General features: G+C 67.3%; 22 protein-coding genes. 3 read left to right on the forward strand and 19 right to left on the reverse strand.

The features are described 5' to 3' along the window. Positions 1-33 precede the first annotated feature (33 nt). The 6 genes from AC3WUT_RS26655 to AC3WUT_RS26680 form a co-directional block, all read right to left on the reverse strand. Positions 34-822 carry an L-iditol 2-dehydrogenase gene (locus tag AC3WUT_RS26655; protein WP_492350089.1) on the reverse strand — a complete coding sequence of 263 codons (789 nt, stop codon included), beginning with the start codon at positions 820-822 and terminating at the stop codon, positions 34-36. Further along, the gene (gene dalD, locus AC3WUT_RS26660) at positions 819-2,234 is read right to left on the reverse strand and encodes a D-arabinitol 4-dehydrogenase (RefSeq protein WP_492350090.1); all 1,416 of its coding nucleotides are present in this window, start codon (positions 2,232-2,234) and stop codon (positions 819-821) included. Before dalD ends, AC3WUT_RS26655 begins: the two co-directional genes overlap by 4 nt. Positions 2,235-2,266: 32 nt before the next feature. After that, the gene (locus AC3WUT_RS26665; protein WP_492350091.1) at positions 2,267-3,319 is read right to left on the reverse strand and encodes an ABC transporter ATP-binding protein; all 1,053 of its coding nucleotides are present in this window, start codon (positions 3,317-3,319) and stop codon (positions 2,267-2,269) included. Between the two features lie 21 nt (positions 3,320-3,340). Continuing rightward, positions 3,341-4,171, reverse strand: coding sequence for a carbohydrate ABC transporter permease (locus tag AC3WUT_RS26670; protein ID WP_492350092.1), 831 nt, complete (start codon positions 4,169-4,171; stop codon positions 3,341-3,343). A gap of 7 nt (positions 4,172-4,178) precedes the next feature. Further along, the gene (locus tag AC3WUT_RS26675) at positions 4,179-5,039 is read right to left on the reverse strand and encodes a carbohydrate ABC transporter permease (protein ID WP_492350093.1); all 861 of its coding nucleotides are present in this window, start codon (positions 5,037-5,039) and stop codon (positions 4,179-4,181) included. Positions 5,040-5,122: 83 nt separating this feature from the next. Continuing rightward, on the reverse strand, positions 5,123-6,436 hold the full coding sequence (locus AC3WUT_RS26680; RefSeq protein WP_492350094.1) for an ABC transporter substrate-binding protein: 1,314 nt from the start codon (positions 6,434-6,436) through the stop codon (positions 5,123-5,125). A 314-nt stretch (positions 6,437-6,750) separates the two neighbouring features. Here AC3WUT_RS26680 and AC3WUT_RS26685 point away from each other — a divergent pair, with 314 nt between their 5' ends. After that, positions 6,751-7,389: an MBL fold metallo-hydrolase gene (locus AC3WUT_RS26685; RefSeq protein ID WP_492350095.1), complete on the forward strand. Its 639-nt coding sequence runs from the start codon at positions 6,751-6,753 to the stop codon at positions 7,387-7,389. Positions 7,390-7,422: 33 nt separating this feature from the next. On the opposite strand, the gene AC3WUT_RS26690 is transcribed toward AC3WUT_RS26685, so the two are convergent. The 3 genes from AC3WUT_RS26690 to AC3WUT_RS26700 all read right to left on the reverse strand — a co-directional run bounded on the left by AC3WUT_RS26690 (position 7,423) and on the right by AC3WUT_RS26700 (position 10,940). Beyond that, positions 7,423-8,655 (reverse strand): HAMP domain-containing sensor histidine kinase, encoded by a 1,233-nt coding sequence (locus AC3WUT_RS26690; protein ID WP_492350118.1) that lies wholly within the window; start codon positions 8,653-8,655, stop codon positions 7,423-7,425. Between the two features lie 113 nt (positions 8,656-8,768). Further along, entirely contained in the window at positions 8,769-9,479 is a 711-nt protein-coding gene (locus AC3WUT_RS26695) for a response regulator (protein ID WP_492350096.1), read from the reverse strand. Between the two features lie 111 nt (positions 9,480-9,590). Beyond that, a complete protein-coding gene (locus AC3WUT_RS26700) occupies positions 9,591-10,940 on the reverse strand; it encodes an AmpG family muropeptide MFS transporter (protein WP_492350097.1) in 1,350 nt (449 codons plus the stop codon). A gap of 43 nt (positions 10,941-10,983) precedes the next feature. On the opposite strand from AC3WUT_RS26700, the gene AC3WUT_RS26705 reads away from it, so the two are divergent. After that, positions 10,984-11,850 carry a M48 family metallopeptidase gene (locus tag AC3WUT_RS26705; protein WP_492350098.1) on the forward strand — a complete coding sequence of 289 codons (867 nt, stop codon included), beginning with the start codon at positions 10,984-10,986 and terminating at the stop codon, positions 11,848-11,850. A 7-nt stretch (positions 11,851-11,857) separates the two neighbouring features. On the opposite strand, the gene AC3WUT_RS26710 is transcribed toward AC3WUT_RS26705, so the two are convergent. Next, the gene (locus tag AC3WUT_RS26710; RefSeq protein WP_492350099.1) at positions 11,858-12,697 is read right to left on the reverse strand and encodes a LysR family transcriptional regulator; all 840 of its coding nucleotides are present in this window, start codon (positions 12,695-12,697) and stop codon (positions 11,858-11,860) included. Between the two features lie 74 nt (positions 12,698-12,771). Here AC3WUT_RS26710 and AC3WUT_RS26715 point away from each other — a divergent pair, with 74 nt between their 5' ends. Beyond that, positions 12,772-13,809: an NAD(P)H-dependent flavin oxidoreductase gene (locus tag AC3WUT_RS26715; protein WP_492350100.1), complete on the forward strand. Its 1,038-nt coding sequence runs from the start codon at positions 12,772-12,774 to the stop codon at positions 13,807-13,809. Between the two features lie 96 nt (positions 13,810-13,905). Here AC3WUT_RS26715 and AC3WUT_RS26720 read toward each other — a convergent pair whose 3' ends face one another. The 9 genes from AC3WUT_RS26720 to AC3WUT_RS26760 all read right to left on the reverse strand — a co-directional run bounded on the left by AC3WUT_RS26720 (position 13,906) and on the right by AC3WUT_RS26760 (position 21,712). Further along, positions 13,906-14,880, reverse strand: coding sequence for a glycosyltransferase (locus tag AC3WUT_RS26720; protein WP_492350101.1), 975 nt, complete (start codon positions 14,878-14,880; stop codon positions 13,906-13,908). A gap of 11 nt (positions 14,881-14,891) precedes the next feature. Beyond that, positions 14,892-16,178, reverse strand: coding sequence for an O-antigen ligase family protein (locus AC3WUT_RS26725; protein ID WP_492350102.1), 1,287 nt, complete (start codon positions 16,176-16,178; stop codon positions 14,892-14,894). 2 nt (positions 16,179-16,180) lie between these two features. Next, complete coding sequence (locus AC3WUT_RS26730; RefSeq protein WP_492350103.1) at positions 16,181-16,993, reverse strand: glycosyltransferase family 2 protein; 813 nt, start codon at positions 16,991-16,993, stop codon at positions 16,181-16,183. A 28-nt stretch (positions 16,994-17,021) separates the two neighbouring features. Then, positions 17,022-17,909: a glycosyltransferase family 2 protein gene (locus AC3WUT_RS26735; RefSeq protein WP_492350104.1), complete on the reverse strand. Its 888-nt coding sequence runs from the start codon at positions 17,907-17,909 to the stop codon at positions 17,022-17,024. A gap of 40 nt (positions 17,910-17,949) precedes the next feature. Next, positions 17,950-18,156: a zinc-finger domain-containing protein gene (locus AC3WUT_RS26740; protein WP_492350105.1), complete on the reverse strand. Its 207-nt coding sequence runs from the start codon at positions 18,154-18,156 to the stop codon at positions 17,950-17,952. 37 nt (positions 18,157-18,193) lie between these two features. Beyond that, positions 18,194-19,132 carry a branched-chain amino acid transaminase gene (locus AC3WUT_RS26745; RefSeq protein ID WP_492350106.1) on the reverse strand — a complete coding sequence of 313 codons (939 nt, stop codon included), beginning with the start codon at positions 19,130-19,132 and terminating at the stop codon, positions 18,194-18,196. An 80-nt stretch (positions 19,133-19,212) separates the two neighbouring features. Beyond that, on the reverse strand, positions 19,213-19,641 hold the full coding sequence (locus AC3WUT_RS26750) for a glycerate kinase (RefSeq protein ID WP_492350107.1): 429 nt from the start codon (positions 19,639-19,641) through the stop codon (positions 19,213-19,215). Between the two features lie 95 nt (positions 19,642-19,736). Next, on the reverse strand, positions 19,737-21,128 hold the full coding sequence (radA, locus tag AC3WUT_RS26755) for a DNA repair protein RadA (RefSeq protein ID WP_492350108.1): 1,392 nt from the start codon (positions 21,126-21,128) through the stop codon (positions 19,737-19,739). A gap of 104 nt (positions 21,129-21,232) precedes the next feature. Further along, entirely contained in the window at positions 21,233-21,712 is a 480-nt protein-coding gene (locus tag AC3WUT_RS26760) for a DUF2442 domain-containing protein (RefSeq protein WP_492350109.1), read from the reverse strand. Positions 21,713-21,738: the final 26 nt, after the last annotated feature.

Genomic DNA, 21,738 nt, shown 5'->3' on the forward strand with positions numbered 1-21,738 from the left:
TGGACTCGGAACAGGACGGACTCAGGACAAGGCTCAGGACATCACATTACCGCCATCGACGTTGAGGGTCTGGGCCGTGATGTAAGCCGCCTCGTCGCTGGCCAGGAACACGGCGGCCCCGCACAGGTCGGTGGGCTGGCCCATGTGCCCCAGAGGCACGGCGGCGCCCACCTGCTTTTTCTTTTCGCCCGGGGCCAGGTGCTCGTAGCGGGCGAACAGGGCATCGACATGCTGCCACATGGGGGTGTCGATCACGCCGGGCGAAATCCCGTTGACCCGGATGCCGTGCGGTGCCATGGCCAGGGCGGCACTCTGGGTGTAGCTGATGACGGCAGCCTTGCTGGCGCAGTAGTGCGACACCAGGGCCTCGCCCCGGCGCCCGGCCTGCGAGGCCATGTTGATGACCGCGCCGCCCTGCACGCCCTCGGCCACCATGTGGGCCAGCACCTTCTGCATCACAAAGAAGGCGCCCTTCACATTGACCGCAAAGATCCGGTCGTACATCGCCTCGTGGCTGTCGAACAAGGGGGCCATGTCAAAAATGGCCGCGTTGTTGAACAAGGTGGTGATGGCCCCGTAGCGGCTGCGGGCCTGCTCGATCAGGGTGTCGATCTGGGCCAGCCGGGTCACATCGGCCTGCTGGTAGTGCAGGGCCTCGGGGTGGCGCTGCATCAGGGCCGCCAGCTCGGGCGTAGGCTGGGCCCCGATGTCGGCCACGGTGCAGTGAGCCCCTTGGGCCAGGTAGGCCCCGGCCACCGCCAGGCCGATGCCGCCGGCGGCCCCGGTCAACAGGGCGTGCTTGTGCTTCAGTCGCTCGCTCATGCCTTTTGCTCCTCGATGAATTGGGTGACGCGCTGGCTGGCTTCGCGCAGGGCGGCCACCAGGCGGCGGTCGCCGGCCAGGTCGCCCCACAACGTGGGCAGGGCGGCGAACGCCCGTACCGGGTCGGCCGCCTCGCAGACGGTGTGGGCCTGGGCCGGGTCCATCGCCTGGTCCTGGTAGACGTAGTGAATGCGCCCCTGATGCCAGCGCTGCAGGTAGGCCAGGAACAGGGCCGGCAGCACCGCCACGCTGCGGATGCTGGCCCCTGCGGCCAGCCGCTCGCGCACCGTGGGCACGATGAAGCCCGGGATCTTCGAGAAGCCATCCATGGCCACGCGCTGGTTGGTGTCGGCGATGGCCGGGTTGCCGAAACGCTCCAGCACCACATCGCGGTAGCGGGCCAGGTCGATGGGGCTGGGGTGCTCGGGGGTGTCGAGCACCGGGATCACATCGTCGGTGACGTAGTCGTAGGCCAGGCGGCGGATCACCGGGTGCAGTGTGCCCTCGTGGATGTAGGTCAGGCCCAGCAGGGTACCGGCCCAGGCGATGCAGCTGTGGGTGGCATTGAGCAGGCGGATCTTGGCCTCTTCATGGGCCTGGACCGAGCCCACCATCTCGACCCCTACCCGCTCCCATTCGGGCCGCCCCGCCACAAAGCGGTCTTCGATCACCCACTGGATGAAGCTTTCGCCCATCAGGGCCGCCGGGTCGTCCACACCGGTGGCGGCAGCCACGCGCTCACGCACCGCGGGCGTGGGTCGCGGCGTGATGCGGTCGACCATGGCGTTGGGGCTGCTGGTGTGGCGCTGCACCCAGCCCGACAAGGCGGTGTCACCCAGCTGCTCGATGAACTGGAGCAGCCCGCTGCGGGAGCGGTCGCCGTTGTGGCGCAGGTTGTCGCAGTTCAGCAGGGTCACCGGGCCGCCCCCCAGGCGCATGCGCTCACGCAGGATGGCGCACAAGGCGCCGTAGATCGTGCTGCCGGCCCGGCCCTGCCGGGCGGCCAGCAGGTCGGCCTGCAAATCGGCCTGGGCCAGCTCCAGCCGGTTGGCCGAGTCGAGGTAGTAGCCCGCCTCGGTGACGGTGAACGAGAGGATGCCGGTGCGCGCGTCGCTCCCAAGCCGGATCAGCCCGCTGAGTGCCGGGTCGTACGGCACCACGGTCTGCAAAGCCGTGATGCGCTGGTACACCCGCTCGCCTTGCGGGCTCACGGTCTCCAGGGTGTAGGCGCCGTGCTGGGCCTGCAGGGCCTCGATCGTGTCAGCCATGTCGGGGCGCAGGTTGCCGGCAGCCAGGGCCCAGCGGCGGTCGCCGAGTTGCTGCAACTGATGCAGGTAGACGGCCTGATGGGCGCGGTGGAATGAGCCCAGCCCCAGGTGGAGCATGAGGAAAGGGGTGTCGTGGTCGGCCATGGGAAAAAAGGAATGGGTCGGTCTGGGATCAGTCAATGGCTCAGGGCTTCGCGGGCCAGGCCAGTGCGGGTGATGCGGCCCTGGGCGTCAAAAAGGTGGGCCGCATCGAAATCGATCTGCAAGCCCACCTCATCGCCCGCCTTCAGGGCGCTGCGGCTGTTCTGGCGGGCCACCAGCTGGGCACCTTCGGGGGTACCGACGTAGATCAGGGTCTCAGCCCCCAGGGCCTCCAGCAGTTCCACCCGGCCGCGCAACGGGCCCTGGCCCGGCGGGCACAGGCTCAGGTGCTCGGGGCGCAGCCCCACCGAGCCGCCCGCAGGCAGGTCCCAGCCCGGCTGGGCCGGCAGCAGTTGAGCGGCCACCACGTTCATCTGCGGCGTACCGATGAACTGGGCCACGAACTGATTGGCGGGGCGGTCGTACAGCTCCAGCGGGGTGCCGACCTGCTCGATCTGCCCGTCGCGCAGCACCACCACCCGGTCGGCCAGGGTCATGGCCTCGACCTGATCGTGGGTGACGTAGATGGTGGTGGCCCCCAGCTCGCGATGCAGCTTGGCGATCTCGACCCGGGTCTGGCCACGCAGGGCCGCGTCGAGGTTGGACAACGGCTCATCGAACAAGAACACCTTGGGCGCACGCACGATGGCGCGGCCGATCGCCACGCGCTGGCGCTGGCCGCCCGAGAGCTCCTTGGGGGTGCGCTGCAGGTAGGGTCCCAGGTTGAGGATGTGGGCCGCACGCTCCACTTTGTCGCGAATCACGGCGGGGTCGGCCTTGGCCAGCTTGAGGGCAAAGCTCATGTTCTCGAACACGCTCATGTGCGGGTACAGCGCGTAGCTCTGGAACACCATGGCCAGATCGCGCTTGCTGGAGGGCTGCTCGGTGATGTCGCGCCCATCCAGCATCAGGCGGCCGCCGTCGCTGCTCTCCAGGCCCGCGATCAGGCGCAGCAAGGTGGATTTGCCGCATCCCGAGGGGCCGACGAAAACGATGAACTCGCCCTGCTCGATGTGCAGGTCGATGCCCTTGATGGCGCGGTGCTCGCCAAAGAATTTTTCAATGCCATGCAGTTGCAGATAGGCCATGGGGAAATCTCTTGAAAGGGTTTACTTGACGGCGCCGAAGGTCAGGCCCTGCACCAGCTGCTTCTGGCTGAACCAGCCAAACACGACGATGGGCGCGATGGCCAGCAGCGAAGCGGCCGACAACTTGGCCCAGAACAGGCCTTCAGGGCTGGAATAGCTGGCAATCAGCGTGGCCAGCGTGCCCGCCTTGGCCGAGCTGAGGTTAAGGCTCCAGAAGGCCTCGTTCCACGACAGCACCAGGCACAGCAGGCCGGTTGACGCCAGCCCACCCAGGCCCAGGGGCAGCAGCACCAGGCGCAGCTCCTGCCACAGGGTGGCGCCATCCATGCGGGCAGCCTCCAGGATCTCGTGCGGGATGTCCTTGAAGTGCGAGTACAGCATCCACACCATGATGGGCAGGTTGGACAGGGTGAAGAGAATCACCAGGCCCAGCCGGGTGTCGAGCAGCCCGCTGTGCTGGGCCATCACGTACACCGGCACCAGGGCGCCCACGGCAGGCATCATCTTGGTGGACAGCATCCACATCAGGAGGTCCTTGGTGCGGGCGCTCTTGAAGAAAGCCATCGAATAGGCGGCCGGCGCCGCGATGGCCAGGCCCAGCAGGGTGGACAGGACACTGGTGATGGCCGAGTTGCTGGCATACAGCAGGTAGTCGCTGCGCAGTTGCACCTCACGGAAGTTGTCCAGCGTGGGGCTGAACGCCAGCAGCGGTGGCACGGCAATGGCCTGCATCTCGGTCTTGAAGGCGGTCAGTACCAGCCACCCCAAGGGAAAAAACAGCAGCAGGGTGATGCCCCAGGCCACCAGGGTGCGCAGCATCAGCGCGGGCGAAAAAGAAGTGGATCGCGACATGCTGGACTCACTTGTCGAGGTTCTTGCCAACCAGGCGGATCATGAAAGCAGCGGCGATGTTGGCCAGCACCACGGCGAACAGCGCGCCGGCCGAGGCCACGCCGGCATCGAAATTGAGCAGGGCCTGCTTGAAGATCAGGAAGGCCACATTGGTGCTGGCATCGCCTGGCCCGCCCCCGGTGGTGGTGTAGATCTCGGCAAACACGCTGAGCAGAAAAATCAGCTCGATCATCACCACCACGGCCACCGAGCGCCCCAGGTGCGGCAGGTAGAGGTAACGCAACTGCTGCAGGTAGTTGGCGCCGTCCATGCGGGCCGCCTCGATCTGCTCGCGGTTCATGCTCTGCAACGCGGTCATGAAGATCAGCGTGGCAAAGGGCAGCCATTGCCAGGCCACCATGATGACCACGGCCAGCAGCGGGTAATCAGTCAGCCAGTCGACCGGCGTGGCCCCGAAGAACTGCCAGACCTGGGCCAGCACGCCATAGATGGGGTTCATCATCATGTGCTTCCACAGCAGGGCGTTCACGGTGGGCATGACGAAAAACGGCGAGATCAGCAGCAGGCGCACCAGGCCGCGCCCCGGAAAAGGAGCGTCGATCAGCAGGGCCAGAGCAATGCCCAGCACCGTGGTGATGAGGATCACGCTGCCCAGCAGCAGCAGGGTGTTCATCACCGCGGTCCCGAAGGAGGGATCGGTGAGGAAGTACTCGAAGTTCTCCAGCCCGGCAAAGCCGGTCTGGTCGGGCTGCATGAGGTTGTAGCGGATGAGCGAGAAGTAGATCGTCATCCCCAGCGGGACGATCATCCACAGGAACAGGCTCAGCACCGCCGGGGTCAGCAGCAGCCGGGGCAGCAGTCGTTTCATGGGGCGGGTTTCTTCAGACGATGGGCAAAGTCGAAAGGTGTGGCGCCCCGCACAGGCACCACACCGGCGATTGCGGCCTCAGCTCACTTGTAGTAGCCGGCCTTCTTCATCTCGCGCTCGGCCGCCGCCTGCGAGGTCTTCAGCGCGGCATCGACCGTCACCTTGCCGGCCAGCGCCGCACTCATCTGCTGCCCCACCGAAATGCCGATGGCCTGGAACTCGGGGATGGCGGCAAACTGCACGCCCACATAGGGCGACTTGGGCAGGGTGCTGTCGTTCGGGTTGGCGCTGTCGATGGCGGTCTTTTCGGCGGCCGCGAAGCGAGCCGCCTTCTGGAACTCGGGGGTCGCATAGGTGCTCTTGCGGGTGCCCGTGGGCACGCTGGCCCAACCGTTGGTCTTGGCCACCAACTGGATGTACTCCTTGGACGTGGCCCAGTTGATGAACTTCTGGGCCGCGTCGACCTTCTGCGAGCCGGCCGGAATGGCCAGGGCCCAGGCCCACAGCCAGTTGGCGCCCTTGGGCGTGACCAGGGTCGGGGCCTGGGCAAACGCCACCTTGTCGGCCACCTTGGACTGCTTGGGATCGCTGACAAACGAGGCGGCGATGGTGGCGTCCACCCACATGCCGCACTTGCCTTCGTTGTACAGCGCCAGGATCTCGTTGAAGCTGTTGGCCGATGAGCCCGGCGGGCCGTACTTCTTCAGCAGGTCGACATAGAAATTGACCGCGTCGTGCCAGGGCTTGCTGTCGATCTGGGGCTTCCAGCCCATGTCGAACCATTGCCCGCCCGCGGTGTTGACCATGGTGGACAGAAAGGCCATGTTGTCGCCCCAGCCCGGCTTGCCCCGCAGGCAGATGCCATAGACCCCGTTCTTGGGGTCATGGATCTTGGCAGCCAGGTCGCGAACCTCGTTCCAGGTGGGGCGCTCGGGCACGGTCACACCGACCTTGTCGGCAAGATCCTTGCGGTACATGAGCATGGAGCTTTCGCCATAGAAAGGCACGGCAAACAGCTTGCTGTCCACCGACAGGCCATTGCGCATGGCCGGCAGCAGGTCGTCCACATCGTACGTGGCGGCGGGTTTGACCTCTTGCAGCCAACCTTTCTTGCCCCAGATCGGGGTTTCGTACATGCCGATGGTCATGACGTCGAACTGGCCGCCCTTGGTGGCGATGTCGGTGGTGACGCGCTGACGCAGCGTGCCCTCTTCCAGGGTGACCCATTTGAGCTTGATGTCGGGGTTGGCCTGCTCGAAGTTCTTGCCCAGCTTCTGCATTTCGATCATGTGGCCGTTGTTGACCGTGGCAATCACCAGTTCGGTCTCGGCCTGGGCCGTCGCGCTGACGGCCAGGGCCAGGGCCGCCGTCAGGGCCAGACGGGTGTGTTGTTTCATGGCTTGTCTCCTCTTGGGGAATCGATTGGGGTTCGCGTCGTCAATGCTTTTTTGCAGCCAGCATCGATGGTTTGAACGATACCGATGCGCTCAATCGACTTTGGTACGAAAAAAATCAATCCCAATACGAAATTGCATTGACTGCCTAGGATTTCTACCTAGATGCTACAAATTCGTACCTAAGTAACGAAATCCAAGCCACACCGCCTCGGGCGGCCCCGAGGCGGTGACAGGCACAATGCGACCCAGGCTGGGCGCCGACCTTCACCCCCAGGTCGAGCCCACGGAGTCCATTCCCCTCTTTTTTGCAAGCCATGCTCCACTACCTCACCCTCCCCGTCACCGCCTTTCAGCAGAACTGCTCCCTGGTCTGGTGCGATGAAACCCGGCAGGCCGCTGTGATCGACCCCGGTGGCGATCTGGACCGTTTGCTGGCCGAAGTCGAGCGCCTGGGCCTGAAGCTGGAGCAGATCTGGCTGACCCATGCCCACATCGACCATGCCGGCGGCACCGGCGAGCTGGCCCGGCGACTGCAGTTGCCCATCGTCGGGCCGCATCCGGGCGATCAGTTCTGGATTGATGGCCTGCCCGAGCAAAGCCGCATGTTCGGCTTCCCGGTGGCCGAGGCCTTCACGCCCACGCGCTGGCTGGCCGACGGCGACACGGTGCAGATCGGGCGCCACACGCTGCAGGTGCGGCACTGCCCGGGGCACACGCCGGGCCATGTGGTGTTCTACTCGCCCGAAATCAAACGGGCCTTCGTGGGCGATGTGCTGTTTGCCGGCAGCATCGGGCGCACCGACTTTCCGCAGGGCAACCACCAGCAGCTGATAGACAGCATCACCCAGCGTCTGTGGCCCATGGGTGACGACACGGTGTTCATCCCCGGGCATGGGCCCGAGAGCACTTTCGGGCGCGAACGCCAGAGCAACCCCTACGTCGGGGGGACCTGAGAGCCCCGACCTGCCCCCAGGCAGGGGCCGGGATCAGCCAGCGCTGGGCAGGGTCAGCACAAAGCGGGCCCCACCGCCCTCGCGGTCTTCGCAGTGCACGGTGCCGCCGTGGCGCTCGGCAATCGACTTGACCAGCGCCAGCCCCAGGCCCACGCCGCCTTCGCGCTCGCTCGCGCCGGGCAGGCGGTAGAAGGGCTCGAAGATGCGCTCGCGTTGCTCGGGCGGTACGCCCGGGCCCCGGTCGCACACGGCCAGCAAAATCATCGGGCCTTGCCGTGACAGGTGCACCGAGATATCGCCACGGCCGTAGCGGCGCGCGTTCTCGAGCAGGTTGCGCACGGCACGCCGCATCAGCTTGGACACCCCGTTGACCACCAGTTCACCGCTGCCCTCGGCGGCCTCCAGATCCGCGTCCACGCGCGACGCCTCTTCCGCAGCCAGGCCGATCAGGTCGACCTTCTCCAGCGTGCCCATGTCGGCCTCGCTTGAATCGAGCCGGCTGGCCAGCAGGATCTCGTCGATCAGCTGATCCAGCTCGCCGATGTTGCGCTTGATCTCGTCACGAAAAGCCGGCGACGCCTGCTCACCCAGCAACTCCACCCCCATGCGGATGCGCGCGAGCGGTGAACGCAGCTCGTGTGAGGCATTGGCCAGCAGCTTCTTGTGCGACTGCATCAGGGTTTCGATGCGCTCGGCGGCCAGGTTGAAGCGCCCCGCCAGGTAGGCCACTTCGTCATGCCCCTTGACTGGAACACGCACCGACAGGTCGCCGTCGCCCCAGCGTTCCACGCCGCGCTGCAATTGCTCCAGGCGCCGGGTCAGCTTGCGGATGATGGGGTAGGTGGCCAGGGCCACGGCCACCGCGGCCAGTCCCAGGGTCCAGAAAAAGCCGAAGGGCGGGCGGCTCCAGAAATTGCGCGGCGGGCGCGGCAGGTGCACATTGAGCACCTCGCCGTTGTGCATGGTGACCACGAACTCCGGGCCATGACGCACGGCCTCCAGTGGCGGACCGTCGCCGCGTGGGGGGCCTTCCCCATTGGCTGGCCCGGCGCCCGGGCCACCGGGCGGCGGCGGGCGCAGCCCGTCGGGCGAATGCGGGCCGGGCTCACCCGGCGGCGGCTCACGCCCATCAGAGGGGGGGGCATGGTGACGCAGGGCCCCCACACCCACCACCTCGCCGGCGGCATTGCGCACCACGGCTTCCAACAGCGGCGGCTCGGTCGTCACACGCCAGGCCCAGGCCACGCCCAGGGTAAGCAAGGCCATGGCCAGCAACACAGCCAGCCAGATGCGGACATACAAGCGCCGGGTCAGGCGCTGCAAAGGGGAGCCCGTGAAGGCACTGGGCGAAGCCGCCAGGGGTGGAGGTGTGGGCAAGATCAGTCCTGTTGCTTGGCAAAGACGTAGCCGACACCCCGCACGGTGAGGATGCGCTTGGGCGACTTGGGATCGGCCTCGATGGCCAGGCGGATGCGCCCCATGTGCACGTCGATGGAGCGATCAAAGGCTTCCAGCTCGCGGCCACGCACCGCTTCCATGATCTGGTCGCGGGTCAGCACCCGGCCGGCACGCTCGGCCAGCGTGATCAGCAGGTCGAACTGGTAAGAGGTCAGCTCGCAGGGTTCGCCCGCCACGGTGACGCTGCGCGCGTCGCGGTCGATCTCCAGCGAGCCGAAACGCATCACCTGCGAGGGTGCGCCAGACTGGTCGCCCTTGCGACGCAGGATGGCACGGATGCGCGCCAGCAGTTCGCGCGGCTCGAAAGGCTTGGGCAGGTAGTCGTCGGCGCCCAGCTCCAGCCCGATGATGCGGTCCATGGGGTCGCCCTTGGCCGTGAGCATCAGGATCGGGGTCTGGGCCTGCGGCCCCTGCAGCGAGCGGATGCGGCGGCAAATCTCCAGGCCGTCCAGGTCGGGCAGCATCAGGTCCAGCACCACCAGGTCGGGGCTGCTGCCCTGGCTTTGCAGCCGCTCCAGACCGGCATGTCCGGTGGCGGCGTGGCTGACCGCAAAGCCGGACTGGCCCAGGTATTCGCCGACCATCTGGGCCAGGCGGGCATCGTCTTCAATCATCAGGAGCTGGGTGTTCATGCAAGGCTTCGGTGTAAAGTTTCTTGACAGATCATCAATTTTTCTTGTACGCCGCGATTGAAGCGACCGTAAAGAAAAGTAAACAGAACATCACAGGCAGCTGACACGGATTCAGCCCTGAGCCCCCTGGGGACTCTGGATCGGGATGCGCGATGCCAGCGCCACCAGCAGCAGCACCGGCACCCCCAGCAAGGCGGTGCTGGTGAAGAAAGAGCCATAGCCGAAGCTGTCGACATAGCGCCCCGAAAAGCCGGCCAGCCATTTGGGCAGCAGCAGCATGATCGAGCTGAACAGCGCGTACTGGGTGGCCGAGTAACTGATGTTGGTCAGCGAGGACAGGTAGGCGATGAATGCGGCCGAAGCAATGCCTCCGGCCAGGTTGTCGGCCGACACCACGAAGACCAGGCCCGTCACGTCGTGCCCGCGCGTGCCCAGCCAGGCAAACAGCAGGTTGCTGGCTGCACTGAGCACGGCCCCCAGCATCAACACCCGCATCACGCCCAGGCGCAGCGACAGGGCGCCACCGATGAAGGCCCCGGCCAGCGTCATCACCACGCCATAGACCTTGGTGACGGCCGCCACCTCATCCTTGGTGAAACCCATGTCCACATAGAAGGGGTTGGCCATGATGCCCATCACCACATCGCTGATGCGGTAGATCGAGATCAGGCCCAGGATCAGCGCGGCCTGCCAGCGGTAGCGGCGCAGAAAATCGGCGAACGGGTCGACCAGCGCACCGCGCAGCCACTCCAGGGCATTGCGCGCCGGCGGCAAAGCCGTGCGCACCGGCTCGGCCGACAGCAGCACGGTGATCAGGCCCACCGCCATCGAGGCGGCCATCACCAGGTAGGCACGCTGCCAGGCCAGGTGCTGGTAGGCGTCGGCACCCGGCGCCTCGGCCCGTGCCGCCACCCACAGCACGCCGGCACCGGCCCAGATCATGGCCAGCCGGTAACCGGTCTGGTAGGAGGCCGCCAGCACCGCCTGCTCATTGCTGGGGGCCGATTCGATGCGGAAGGCATCCAGTGCGATGTCCTGGGTGGCCGAGCCGAAGGCCACCACCAGGGCAAAGACGACCAGGGCATGCAGGTCCTGCTGCGGATCGGTCAGCGCCATGCCGGCCAGGCCGCCCATGACCGCCAACTGCGACAGCAACAGCCAGCCGCGGCGGCGCCCCAGCCAGTGCGTGAGGCCGGGCAAGGGCATGCGGTCCACCAGCGGCGCCCAGGCCCACTTGAAGGCATAGGCCAGACCCACCCAGGACAGGTAGCCGATGGTGGTGCGATCGACCCCTGCCTCGCGCAGGCGAAAGCTCAGGGTGCCCAGCACCAGCAGCAGGGGCAGGCCGGCCGCAAAGCCCAGCGCCAGCATGCGCAGACTGGCGGGCTCCAGGTAGACCTTCAGGGTCTCCAGCCATGACTTGCGGGGAGTGGGCTCGGGGCTGGCGCTGGCTTGGTTCATGCGGGAATAATAAGCGCTGGTCCACTGCACACATCCCTTGCCCATGCTTGAGCGCGCACTGCCTCGTCTCTCCCCTTGCCCGGCACGCCGGCACCGCCCTGCCCTGTTGTCCACCCTGGTCCTGGCACTGGCCCTGTCCGTGGGAATGGCCGCCCCCGCGCAGGCCCAGGGCGTGGGTGACTCCGTGGGCAAGAACTCGGCCTTCACCGGCCTGGTGTCGGCCAGCCAGGTCGAACAGGCCGCCGTGCAGCAGTACGGCCAGATGCTGCGCGAGGCCCAGGCCAAGAACGCGCTGGGCAGCGACAACCACCCCCAGGTGCTGCGCCTGCGCAACATCGCGCGGCGCATCATCCCCTTCAGCTATGCCTGGAACCCGCGCGCGCGCGAGTGGCGCTGGGAGGTCAATCTGATCGGCTCGAAGCAGATCAACGCGTTTTGCATGCCCGGCGGCAAGATCGCCTTCTACACCGGCATCCTGGACCAGCTCAAGCTGACTGACGACGAGGTGGCCATGGTGATGGGCCACGAAATTGCCCACGCGCTGCGCGAGCACGCGCGCGAACGCATGGGCAAATCGGCGGCCACCAACATCGGGGTGAACGTGCTCAGCCAGGTGCTGGGCTTTGGCCAGGTGGGCCAGACCTTGACGCAGTACGGTGCCCAGTTGCTGACCCTGGAATTCAGCCGCGAGGACGAGTCCGAGGCCGATCTGGTGGGCATGGAGCTGGCGGCACGGGCCGGCTTCGACCCGCGCGCCGGCGTCACCCTGTGGGAGAAGATGGGCGCCGCCAGCAAGGGCGCGCCGCCGCAGTTCCTCTCCACCCACCCCTCGGGCAAGACCCGCATCGCCGACATCGAGCGCAACCTGCCCAAGGTCATGCCGCTGTACGAGGCCAGCCAAAAGCGCTGATCTGAGCTCAAGCCCCCTCGGGCAGCGCCTCGGCCAGGGCCCGCAAGGCCGCCGAGGGGTGGCCCCGCCGGGTCACCAGCCAGGTGGTCTGCTGCGCCCAGGGCTCGGGCAGGGCCTGCACCTGCAAGCCGCGCTGGTCCAGGCCCCGCAGCACCGCGGCCGGTACCAGGCCCATGCCCATGCCGGCCGACACCGCCGCCACCAGGGCGTGGTACGAGCCGATCTCGATGCCGGCACTCACCGACCGCCCCTGGGCCTGGGCCCAATCCAAGGCCACGTCGCGGTAAGCACAACCGGTGCTGAAGGTGACCAAGGAGGTGGACTGGTCCAAGGCCCCCCCGCTGGGCGCGATCAGCACCATGTCTTCGCGGTAGACCGGCTGCCACTGCAAGGCGGGCCGGTCGGCCGGGCCGGCCACCAGGGCGGCATCCACCTCGTGCTGTTCCAGGGCCTGCAACATGGCCCCGGTGGTGCCGGTGCGCACCGCCAGCCGCATGCCGGGCTGCTGCTCGCGCAGGCGCGCCAGCACGGGGGCCAGTCGCACGGCCGCCGTGCTCTCCATCGAACCGATGCGCAGCACCGCCCCCTGGCCGGTGCCGGCCAGTTCCTGGCGCAAGGCGCTCATGTCACGCACCAGGGCAGCGCTGCGTTCGTACAGGTGCCGCCCCTCGGGCGTGAGCTGCAGGCGTCGGCCCGTGCGCTCGAACAAGGCACAGCCCAGGTCACGCTCCAGCGCGCCCAGCCGCGCCGAAATGCTGGACTGCACCCGGTGCAGGCGGCTGGCGGCGGCGGTGACGCCGCCATGGTCGACGACGGCTCGGAAGGTCTGCAGATCGGCAAAGTCCATGGTTCGCTTAAATCGATGGTTTTGATCATTTTTATTCGTTGGACCCGATTTGTCACGCCACCGAGAATGCCCCCATGAACACCGCTGCCCCCACCCCCTTCCCGACGGATGCGTTGAGCACCCGTTTCAGCCAACGCTTCGGCCTGCGCCTGCCGGTGGCCCTGGCCCCCATGGCCCTGGCCTCGGGCGGCGGCCTGAGCGCGGCCTGCGCCCAGGCCGGTGCCCTGGGCCTGGTGGGTGGCGGCTACGGCGACCTCGACTGGACCCGGCGCGAATACACACTGGCCCTGCAATTGGGCGCCACGGCGCCCACCCGAGCGCGCATCGGTTGCGGTTTCATCACCTGGAAGCTCGATGAAGACGCCTCGGCCCTGGACTGGCTGCTGGACCAGGCCGACGAGGCCCTGCCCCGGGCCCTGATGCTGTCCTTTGGCGACCCGCGTCCCTATGCCGCACGCCTGCAGGCCCGCCGCATCCCCCTGATTTGCCAGGTGCAGCGGCTGGAGCAGGTGCCCCAGGCACTGGAGGCCGGCGCCGAAGTCATCGTGGCACAGGGCGCCGAGGCCGGTGGCCACGGCATGAACTCGCTCAATGGGCGTGCCACCTTCACCCTGGTGCCTGAACTGGCCGACTGGCTGGCCGCGCATTCACCCGCCACCCTGCTGCTGGCCGCCGGCGGCGTGGCCGATGGCCGCGGCCTGACCGCCGCCCTGGCGCTGGGGGCAGACGGTGCCCTGGTGGGCTCACGCCTGTGGGCCAGCGCCGAAAGCCTGGCCCCCGCCGGCGCCAAGGCCCAGGCGCAGACCAGCACGGGCGACGGCACGGCACGCTCCGAGGTGTTTGACATCCTGCGCCGCAAGAACTGGCCCGCGCCCTATGACTTTCGCGCCCTGCGCAACCCGCTGCACCGGCAGTGGGAATCACGCATCGAGGCGCTTCGCGCCGACCCGGCCGCGGCCCGGGCCACCTACGACCAAGGCGTGGCCGCAGGGGACTTCAACGCCGCCCACGCCACCGTGGGCGAAGCCGTGGGCCTGATCCACGACTGCCCGCCTGCCGCCGAACTGCTGCAGCGCATGGCCGAGCAGGCACTCAGGCTGCACAACATCTGAGCGTTGACCCGCCCGCGCAGGGCTGGACAGGGTGAAGAGCGTCCGCGTCTCGCGGCCGCACCAGGCAAAGACACGCAGTGAGGGAGCGTGGGGGCCCTATTCCACCCAAGGCTGATCGAAGGCCGAGCCCGCCATGTGCGGGCGCTGCGCATTCAAAGACTCGCTGGCCAGCACCTGCTCATAGCATTGCAGATAGCCCAGCGCCATGGCGCTGGCGCTGAAGCGCTCCAGCACATGGGCGTGGCAGGCGCGGCGGTCACCTTGCCAGGCGCGCACCGCATCGGCCAGCTCGCGAGCGCTGCTGCTGAGGCAGCCACCGCCCTCGGGCACCAGCTCGGGCAGCGCGCCATAGGGGGTGGCAAACACCGGGCAGCCAAAGTACAGGCTCTCGATCACCGCCAGGCCAAAGGGTTCGTGCCAGCGCACCGGCAGGATCAGCCCTTTTGACGCATTGAGCAGATCGAATTTCTGCTGACCACCCACCATGCCGAAAAAATGCACCCGTGGCGACCAGGTGAAGCGAAACCCGCGGCGCAGGTTCAACCGCGTGCCACCCAACACGTCCAGCTCCACCCCGGCCAGGGCGGCGACGCGGATGGCACCCTTGACGTTCTTGACGCGCCAGGCCGCCTTGCCCAGAAAGTGGTGGTGGCCGCGCGCCCGCTCGAAATCGACCGGGCCATAGGCCTGCCAATCCAGCCCGTTGTGCACAAAGCGCTGGCTGCCGTGGCGCTCGGCATGGTTGCGCGAGACAAACACCGTGTTGAGCGCCAGCGGATCAGGATCACGCCCGTTGCCATGCTCGGTCACCAGAAACGGCCGACCGATGTCCTCTTTGGGGTTGAACTGGAAATGCACCACGTCCACGTCGGCCGGCACCTGCTCGGCCCAGGACAGGCCTGGGCGGATGGGCAGCACCTGGGCAAAGTCGCAGTGCGAGCCCTCGGGCACCAGGTAGCTGACCCGGTGCCCCCTCTGCACCAGGGCACGGCCCAAGTCCCAGATCACGCGCTCGGTGCCGCCATAGGCAAACACCGGGATCGGCGCATGGTTGACCAGCAGCACATGCATGGCGGGCGTCCTCAGGCCAGGGCCGCGGGTGCGGCCTCGTTTTCAGGGGGCGCCTGCAGTGCGGCGTACAGCAGCAGGCTCACGAACAGGTAGAACATGGTGCCGCTGTTGTGCCCCAAAAAGGCCTGGGTCAGGCCAAAGCCCAGGTAGCACAAAGGCAGCATCAGGCCCGCCAGCTGCAGCGCGTGGCGTTCGGGCGGCAAGCGGCAGCCGGCCCGCGGCCAGAACAGCCACAGCACCACGCCGTACAGCGCCAGCACCGAAGACAGGCCCAGCAGGCCGCGCTTGGCAAACACGTCCAGGAACTCGTTGTGGGCATGGCCGTACTTCAGCACCTCGGCCGGGGCCTGGCCGGCAGCGACCAGGCGCTTTTTCTCTTCCACATAGCCGGCCAGGGTCCACCCCAGCAAGGGCTTTTGCAGGCCCATGTTCCAGGCCAGGCGCCAGTGCGCCAGGCGCTGGCCCACCGAGTTCTCGGAAGTGCCCAATTCCTCGTACTGACGCGCCTCGCTGACGGCCTGCTCCAGGCGTTGCTTGAGTGTGGGCCCCATGGCCGTCACCAGCACGCCCAGGCACACAGCCAGCGCGGCCAGGGCACCCAACAGGCGCCGGCCTGGCACACGGCCCCGCAGCAGGCTCACCAGAGCCGGCAAGGCAAAGGCCAACGCCAGCCAACCTCCGCGCGACTGCGACAGCAGCGAAGCGGTCAGCCCCAGCCCCACGCCCAGGCTCAGTCCTGCCCGCCACAGCCCAGCCCGTGGTCCGGGTTGCCAGGTGACCGCCCCCACCAGGCACATCATGGCCATCAGCAGGCTCAGATTGCCGTACTGGATGGCATTGGTGAAGCCTTCGGCCCGCCACTCACCCTGCACCCCATATTGATAGAGCGCGACCGCGCCACTGAGGCTGGCCCCCACGGCCAGGCCGGCCCAGAGGGCGCGTGGTCGTGGCGGAAAGCGCAGCGCAAAAAACAGGCAGGGCAAGGCCAGAAAGTACTTGAGGGGCTTGTCCAGGCTGCGCCAGCTGCCCTGGCTGATGAGCGCATCGATCAACCAGTCGATGCCCACGAACAGCAACACCCCCACCAGCCAGCGGGCCCGCGGCCAATGCAGTGGCTGGCACCACCAGCGTGGTGCGGTGGCCAAGGCGGCCAGCAACAACAGGCCGGCCCCCCACGAATACCCGCTGGGCAGGCACAGCGACAGCGCCGGCAGCAAAAAGGCCGCCAGAGTGCAGACCTGCCGGGCCATCGCCTCGATCGGCGAAGGCCGACCGGGGTGGGGAGACACCTGGTTCATGCTCAACGCCCCACCGATTGGCTCAGGCTGTCGCGGTCGTAATACAGCGCGGCATAGCGGAAGAAGCACTCCAGGGCGATGAAGAAACAAAACAGAAAGCCCGGCCCGCCCCCCATGAAGCCCAGTCGGAACACATACAGGCGCAAGAAGATGGCAAAGGCCGAGGCCATGCCACGCAACACCCCCCCGCGCTTGCCGGCGGCGGCCCGCTTGGCGGCGCCCAGCATCGCGTACTGGGTGAGTTTTTCCAGGCTGCCGCGCACCGTCTCGCGCGAGTAATGCAACAGCTTGGCCTTGAAGGCGTGGCGCGGCAGGGGCTGGCCGCCATCGCGCAGCACGGCGTGCTCGTGCACCACCCCGTCAAAGCGTTCGATCATGTCGCGCCGGAACATGCGGTCCAGGCGCGACTGCGACAGAAAGTGCTTGAGCTCGCGGCCGTAGGCCACCACGCTCCACTCGATCTGCCACACCGCGCGCTCATTGGAGCGCACCGCGGCTTCGATCTCGGCCTGCAGCGCGGGCGTGACCACTTCGTCAGCGTCCAGGTAGAACAGGTAATCGCCCGTGGCATGCGCCAGCAGCCGGGTGCGCTGCACGGCAAAGCCCTGCCAGTCGGGGTACAGGTGCACCTCGGCGCCCAGGCGCCGGGCGATGGCCACGGTGTCGTCGGTGCTGCCGCTGTCCACCACCACCACCTGGTCGGCAAAGGCGGCGCTGCGCAGGCAGTTCTCGATGCGGTGCGCCTCGTTCTTGGTCAGTACGCCGATGGTCAGGGTCGGCCGATCGGCACGCACAGCAGGGGAAGATTGCGACATGGTGGGTTCAAGAAAAGTGGGAACGGCCTCAGGCCTGCGGCGGCAATTGCCACACGCCGCGCAGGCGGCCCCAGGCGCGCGCCAGGTGCTTGGGCGACAGCAGCAAGGCGCGGGCCAGCACGTTCAAGGCCGCCGACGCCATCAGGCGCCGATGCGCCCGGCGCCCCGCCACCGCCCCCAGGTGCTTGGCCATGAAGCGGATCTTGGACTGCGCATGGTGGTAGCCGCGCCAGTACTCCGAGCGCCAGGGCCGCGGCCCGCGCACCGAGCCACGCGACAGGTGGGTGACGCGGATGTCGGGCAGCACCAGGATCTGGCCCTGGCGCTGGAACACGCGCAGGCACAGGTCCTCGTCCTCGTAGTACAGGAAAAATCGGGGGTCGAAAAAACCCACCGGAGCCATGGCCGCCATGTTCAGCAGCATCACGGCGGCACAGGCATAGCCCACGGCCAGCGGGCCTTCGGCGGCACCGGTACGGGGCTTCCAGGCGTGGCGCGGCCAGCTGTAGTTGACCTGCAGGCGTCCGTCGCTGTCGGTCAGCTGCGGCACCAGCACGCTGGCCTCGGGCCATTGCCGTGCGGCACGCACCAGTGCGCCAATCGCCTCGGGGGTGAGCACGCAGTCGGGGTTCAGCAGCAGCGCATAGGGCGTGGCCACCTGGGCCAGGCCGGCGTTGTTGGCCACGCCATAACCCTTGTTGGCCTCCAGCCGCAGCAGGCGCGCCGCCGGCAGGCAGCGCGCCACCTGGGTGGGCGTGTCGTCCTGGCTGGCGTTGTCCACCACGATGACGTGCGGCAGGCGTGCCAGTGCCTGCCCCAGCACCGGCAGGCAGTGGCCACTGTTGTAGGTCACCACCAGCACGGTGACCTGGGCCAGCAGGTCATCGAGCAGCAGCTCGGTTTCCGGGGCGCTCATGCCAGACGATGGGGTGTGGGGCCCGCGGGCCGCCAGGGCATCAGTGGTGATGCGACACCACTTCGCCCGCCTTCAGGCGGTACACCGTGCCGCAATACGGGCACTTGGCCTCACCGGTGCGGGCCACGTCCAGATAGACCTTCGGATGGCTGTTCCACAGCTTCATGTCGGCCTTGGGGTTGGGGCAGAACACGCCCCCCTGGGCGTTGAGGTCCTTGGCCAGCAATTCAACAGCAGCGCTACTCATGGGGTCCCTTGTTTGGAATATGGAAATGCAATGACGCTCAGACCGGGCTCAGCCAGTGGGCGTATTGGGGGTTGCGGCCGTTCACGATGTCGAAGAACGCCGACTGGATTTTTTCAGTGATGGGCCCGCGCGAGCCGATGCCGATCTCGATGCGGTCCAGTTCGCGGATCGGGGTGACCTCGGCGGCTGTGCCGGTGAAGAAGGCTTCGTCGGCAATGTAGACCTCGTCGCGGGTGATGCGCTTTTGCACGATCTCCAGGCCCAGGTCCTTGGCAATGTGGAACACGGTGTTGCGGGTGATGCCGTTCAGGGCACCAGCCGACAGGTCGGGGGTGTAGATCACGCCGTTCTTCACGATGAAGATGTTCTCGCCCGCACCTTCGGACACAAAACCCGAGGAATCCAGCAACAGGGCTTCGTCGTAGCCGTCGTCGGTGGCTTCCATGTTGGCCAGAATCGAGTTGCTGTAGTTGCTCACCGCCTTGGCCTGCGTCATGGTGATGTTGACGTGGTGGCGGGTGTAGCTGGAGGTCTTGACGCGGATGCCGCGCTTCAGGCCCTCTTCGCCCAGGTAAGCACCCCAGGCCCAGGCGGCCACCATCAGGTGGATGGTGTTGCCTTTGGGGCTGACGCCCAGCTTTTGCGAGCCAATCCAGGTCAATGGGCGCAGATAGCAGCTTTCAAGCTTGTTTTCACGCACCACAGCTTTCTGGGCTTCGTTGACTTCTTCCTTGCTGAAGGGCAGCTTCATGCGCAGGATCTTGGCGCTGTTGAACAGGCGCTCGGTGTGGTCTTCCAGGCGGAAGATGGCCGTGCCGTTGACCGTGTTGTAGGCGCGCACCCCCTCGAAGGCGCCACAGCCGTAGTGCAGGGTGTGGGTCAGGACGTGGATCTTGGCGTCGCGCCAGTCCACCATCTGACCATCCATCCAGATCTTGCCGTCGCGGTCGGCCATTGAAGGGGCGAGTGTGCTCATGCGCTGGTGTCCTTGGGTGTTTGCCGTGCTGATGCGAAAACCCCGCCACGGCACACCGCCGGGCAGGTCAAAACCCGATTTTAAGGGGCCGGCGCGGCATCGGAATCGTCGTCCTCACTCACAGGGGGGCGGTACAGCGTCCATTTCACCAGCCGGCCATTGAGGAATTCGGCCGTCACATGGGATTTGGAGCCATCGGTCCAGCGGAAAACCTCGGGCTGCTCATCCTTGGCCGAGAGCTGCTCGCCCAGGGCCCGCGTCAGTGCCAGCACGTGCAGCATGGGCACGCCAGGGCGCAGCTTGGCGTTGAGCATCACCGCGCTGCCCACATAGCCGATGGGATTGTTGTTGGCCCGCTTGAGCACCTGCATGAGGCGGGTGTAGTGCATCAGCACCCACATCACCACGCCCCCCAGGGCCACCGCCACGCCCCCCAGGCCATAGGCCCGGTACGACATCGCCACCAGCAGGATGCCGCCCACGGGCACCAGGATTTTCTTGAAATTCATGCGCGCATTGTCCTATGAGCGTGGGCCCCGGGGCCTTGTGGCTTGTGCGTAGCGCCAGCCTGGGCGGCGCTGGGCGGGCTCCGGCAGGCTCGGGCTCACTCGAACTCGCGGCGGATCAGGTCGATGGCCTCGTCCACCCGCTCGACCGCGTGCACGGTCAGGCCCTCGATGGGCTTCTTGGGCGCATTGGCCCGCGGCACCACCGCCACGCTGAAGCCCAGCTTGGCGGCCTCTTTGAGCCGCTCCTGGCCGCGCGGCGCGGGGCGGACCTCACCGGCCAGGCCCACTTCGCCAAAGGCCAGAAAGCCCTTGGGCAAGGCCTTGCCGCGCAAGGACGAGGTGATGGCCAGCAGCACCGCCAGGTCGGCCGCCGGCTCGCTGATGCGCACCCCGCCCACGGCGTTGACGAACACGTCCTGGTCCATGCAGGCCACGCCGGCATGGCGGTGCAGCACGGCCAGCAGCATGGCCAGGCGGTCGCGCTCCAGGCCCACGCTGAGGCGACGCGGGCTGGGGCCGCCGCCGTCGACCAGGGCCTGGATCTCGACCAGCAGCGGGCGCGTGCCCTCCAGCGTGACCAGCACACAGCTGCCGGGCACCGGCTGGCTGTGCTGCGACAAAAAGATCGCGCTGGGGTTGCTCACCCCCTTGAGGCCGCGCTCGGTCATGGCAAACACGCCGATCTCGTTGACCGCGCCAAAGCGGTTCTTGATGGCCCGCACCAGGCGGTGGGTGGAATGGGTGTCGCCCTCGAAATACAGCACCGTGTCGACCATGTGCTCGAGCACGCGCGGGCCGGCCAGCGCGCCCTCTTTGGTGACGTGGCCGATCAGCACGATGGCGATGCCTGTGCCCTTGGCCAGGCGCGTCAGGTGGGCTGAACACTCGCGCACCTGCGCCACCGAGCCCGGCGCCGAGCTGAGCTGGTCGCTGTAAATGGTCTGGATCGAGTCGATCACCGCCACCGCCGGCTGGCGCGCCTCGACCGTGGCCAGGATTTTTTCGAGCTGGATCTCGGCCATCACCTTGACCTGGCTGTTGTCCAGGCCCAGGCGGCGCGAGCGCAGCGCCACCTGGGCGCCACTTTCCTCACCGGTCACGTACAGGGTCTCCAGCCCGCTGCGCTGCAGCGCATCGAGCGCTTGCAGCAACAGGGTCGACTTGCCAATGCCCGGGTCGCCCCCGATCAGCACCACCCCGCCCTCCACGATGCCGCCGCCCAGCACCCGGTCCAGCTCCTCCAGCCCGCTGGGCGTGCGCGCCACCTCTGTCGCTTCGATGGCCGACAGCGGCGTGACCGCCTGCGCCAAGCCCGCATAGCCCGAATAGGACGGCGTGCTCAGCCGGTTCTTGCTGGCCGCGCCCGAGCCCTCGGCCACCGACTCGACCAGGGTGTTCCAGGCATTGCACTGCGGGCACTTGCCCAACCACTTGGCACTGGTGCCGCCGCATTCGGTGCAGGTGTAGACGGTTTTTTCTCGGGACATGGGGAGGGGGCTTGGAGAACAGGCGGCCACTATATCGGCTGGCGCAGGGCCTGTGCGGGTCAGTGGCCCGGATGGAACTGCCCCCAGTCAGGCCTGCAGCCCCGTCATAGCGCCGCGGCGAAGGTGGGGCCGAAAGAGGCCGGGGCCGCAGCCTGCGCAGAAAAGCCCACACAGGCCAGCGCCACGTGGCGCGGCACCGGCCTGGCGCCACTGCGGTAATAGGCCAGCATGCGGCGCGACAGGCCCAGCGCCTGCGCCGCCTGGTCCAGGGTCAGATGGTGACGCTCCATCCATTCGATGATGAACTCATGCGAGGCCTCACCCGCCTGCTCGATCGCCCGGGCCCGCAGGTTGTCTGCCGCCAGCTCGAGCGCATCGTCCGGGCCCCAGATCACGCTACCCCCCCAATCCCCGAGGCCGGCCGTGGCAAACACCGCCGGATCCTGCAAGGCGGCCAGGCTGGGATAACGACGGATCACCGGGCTCAGATCCAAGGTCAGGATCTGACCGTCGGCATAGTGCAATTGCAGGCCATGAGGGGGGATGACCTGCACCGACTGCAAGGTGAAGTGCGGATGACTCATGGATTCAGCTCCTTCCAGCGCGTCAG

Source organism: Curvibacter sp. EU05-FHT14A10 (assembly GCF_058791075.1).

Excerpts from the sequence above, each read along its gene's own strand:
- AC3WUT_RS26655 (WP_492350089.1), bottom strand. The coding sequence starts at position 822 with ATGAGCGAGCGACTGAAGCACAAGCACGCCCTGTTGACCGGGGCCGCC.
- dalD (WP_492350090.1), bottom strand. The coding sequence starts at position 2,234 with ATGGCCGACCACGACACCCCTTTCCTCATGCTCCACCTGGGGCTGGGC.
- AC3WUT_RS26665 (WP_492350091.1), bottom strand. The coding sequence starts at position 3,319 with ATGGCCTATCTGCAACTGCATGGCATTGAAAAATTCTTTGGCGAGCAC.
- AC3WUT_RS26670 (WP_492350092.1), bottom strand. The coding sequence starts at position 4,171 with ATGTCGCGATCCACTTCTTTTTCGCCCGCGCTGATGCTGCGCACCCTG.
- AC3WUT_RS26675 (WP_492350093.1), bottom strand. The coding sequence starts at position 5,039 with ATGAAACGACTGCTGCCCCGGCTGCTGCTGACCCCGGCGGTGCTGAGC.
- AC3WUT_RS26680 (WP_492350094.1), bottom strand. The coding sequence starts at position 6,436 with ATGAAACAACACACCCGTCTGGCCCTGACGGCGGCCCTGGCCCTGGCC.
- AC3WUT_RS26685 (WP_492350095.1), top strand. The coding sequence starts at position 6,751 with ATGCTCCACTACCTCACCCTCCCCGTCACCGCCTTTCAGCAGAACTGC.
- AC3WUT_RS26690 (WP_492350118.1), bottom strand. The coding sequence starts at position 8,655 with ATGGCCTTGCTTACCCTGGGCGTGGCCTGGGCCTGGCGTGTGACGACC.
- AC3WUT_RS26695 (WP_492350096.1), bottom strand. The coding sequence starts at position 9,479 with ATGAACACCCAGCTCCTGATGATTGAAGACGATGCCCGCCTGGCCCAG.
- AC3WUT_RS26700 (WP_492350097.1), bottom strand. The coding sequence starts at position 10,940 with ATGAACCAAGCCAGCGCCAGCCCCGAGCCCACTCCCCGCAAGTCATGG.
- AC3WUT_RS26705 (WP_492350098.1), top strand. The coding sequence starts at position 10,984 with ATGCTTGAGCGCGCACTGCCTCGTCTCTCCCCTTGCCCGGCACGCCGG.
- AC3WUT_RS26710 (WP_492350099.1), bottom strand. The coding sequence starts at position 12,697 with ATGGACTTTGCCGATCTGCAGACCTTCCGAGCCGTCGTCGACCATGGC.
- AC3WUT_RS26715 (WP_492350100.1), top strand. The coding sequence starts at position 12,772 with ATGAACACCGCTGCCCCCACCCCCTTCCCGACGGATGCGTTGAGCACC.
- AC3WUT_RS26720 (WP_492350101.1), bottom strand. The coding sequence starts at position 14,880 with ATGCATGTGCTGCTGGTCAACCATGCGCCGATCCCGGTGTTTGCCTAT.
- AC3WUT_RS26725 (WP_492350102.1), bottom strand. The coding sequence starts at position 16,178 with ATGAACCAGGTGTCTCCCCACCCCGGTCGGCCTTCGCCGATCGAGGCG.
- AC3WUT_RS26730 (WP_492350103.1), bottom strand. The coding sequence starts at position 16,993 with ATGTCGCAATCTTCCCCTGCTGTGCGTGCCGATCGGCCGACCCTGACC.
- AC3WUT_RS26735 (WP_492350104.1), bottom strand. The coding sequence starts at position 17,909 with ATGAGCGCCCCGGAAACCGAGCTGCTGCTCGATGACCTGCTGGCCCAG.
- AC3WUT_RS26740 (WP_492350105.1), bottom strand. The coding sequence starts at position 18,156 with ATGAGTAGCGCTGCTGTTGAATTGCTGGCCAAGGACCTCAACGCCCAG.
- AC3WUT_RS26745 (WP_492350106.1), bottom strand. The coding sequence starts at position 19,132 with ATGAGCACACTCGCCCCTTCAATGGCCGACCGCGACGGCAAGATCTGG.
- AC3WUT_RS26750 (WP_492350107.1), bottom strand. The coding sequence starts at position 19,641 with ATGAATTTCAAGAAAATCCTGGTGCCCGTGGGCGGCATCCTGCTGGTG.
- radA (WP_492350108.1), bottom strand. The coding sequence starts at position 21,128 with ATGTCCCGAGAAAAAACCGTCTACACCTGCACCGAATGCGGCGGCACC.
- AC3WUT_RS26760 (WP_492350109.1), bottom strand. The coding sequence starts at position 21,712 with ATGAGTCATCCGCACTTCACCTTGCAGTCGGTGCAGGTCATCCCCCCT.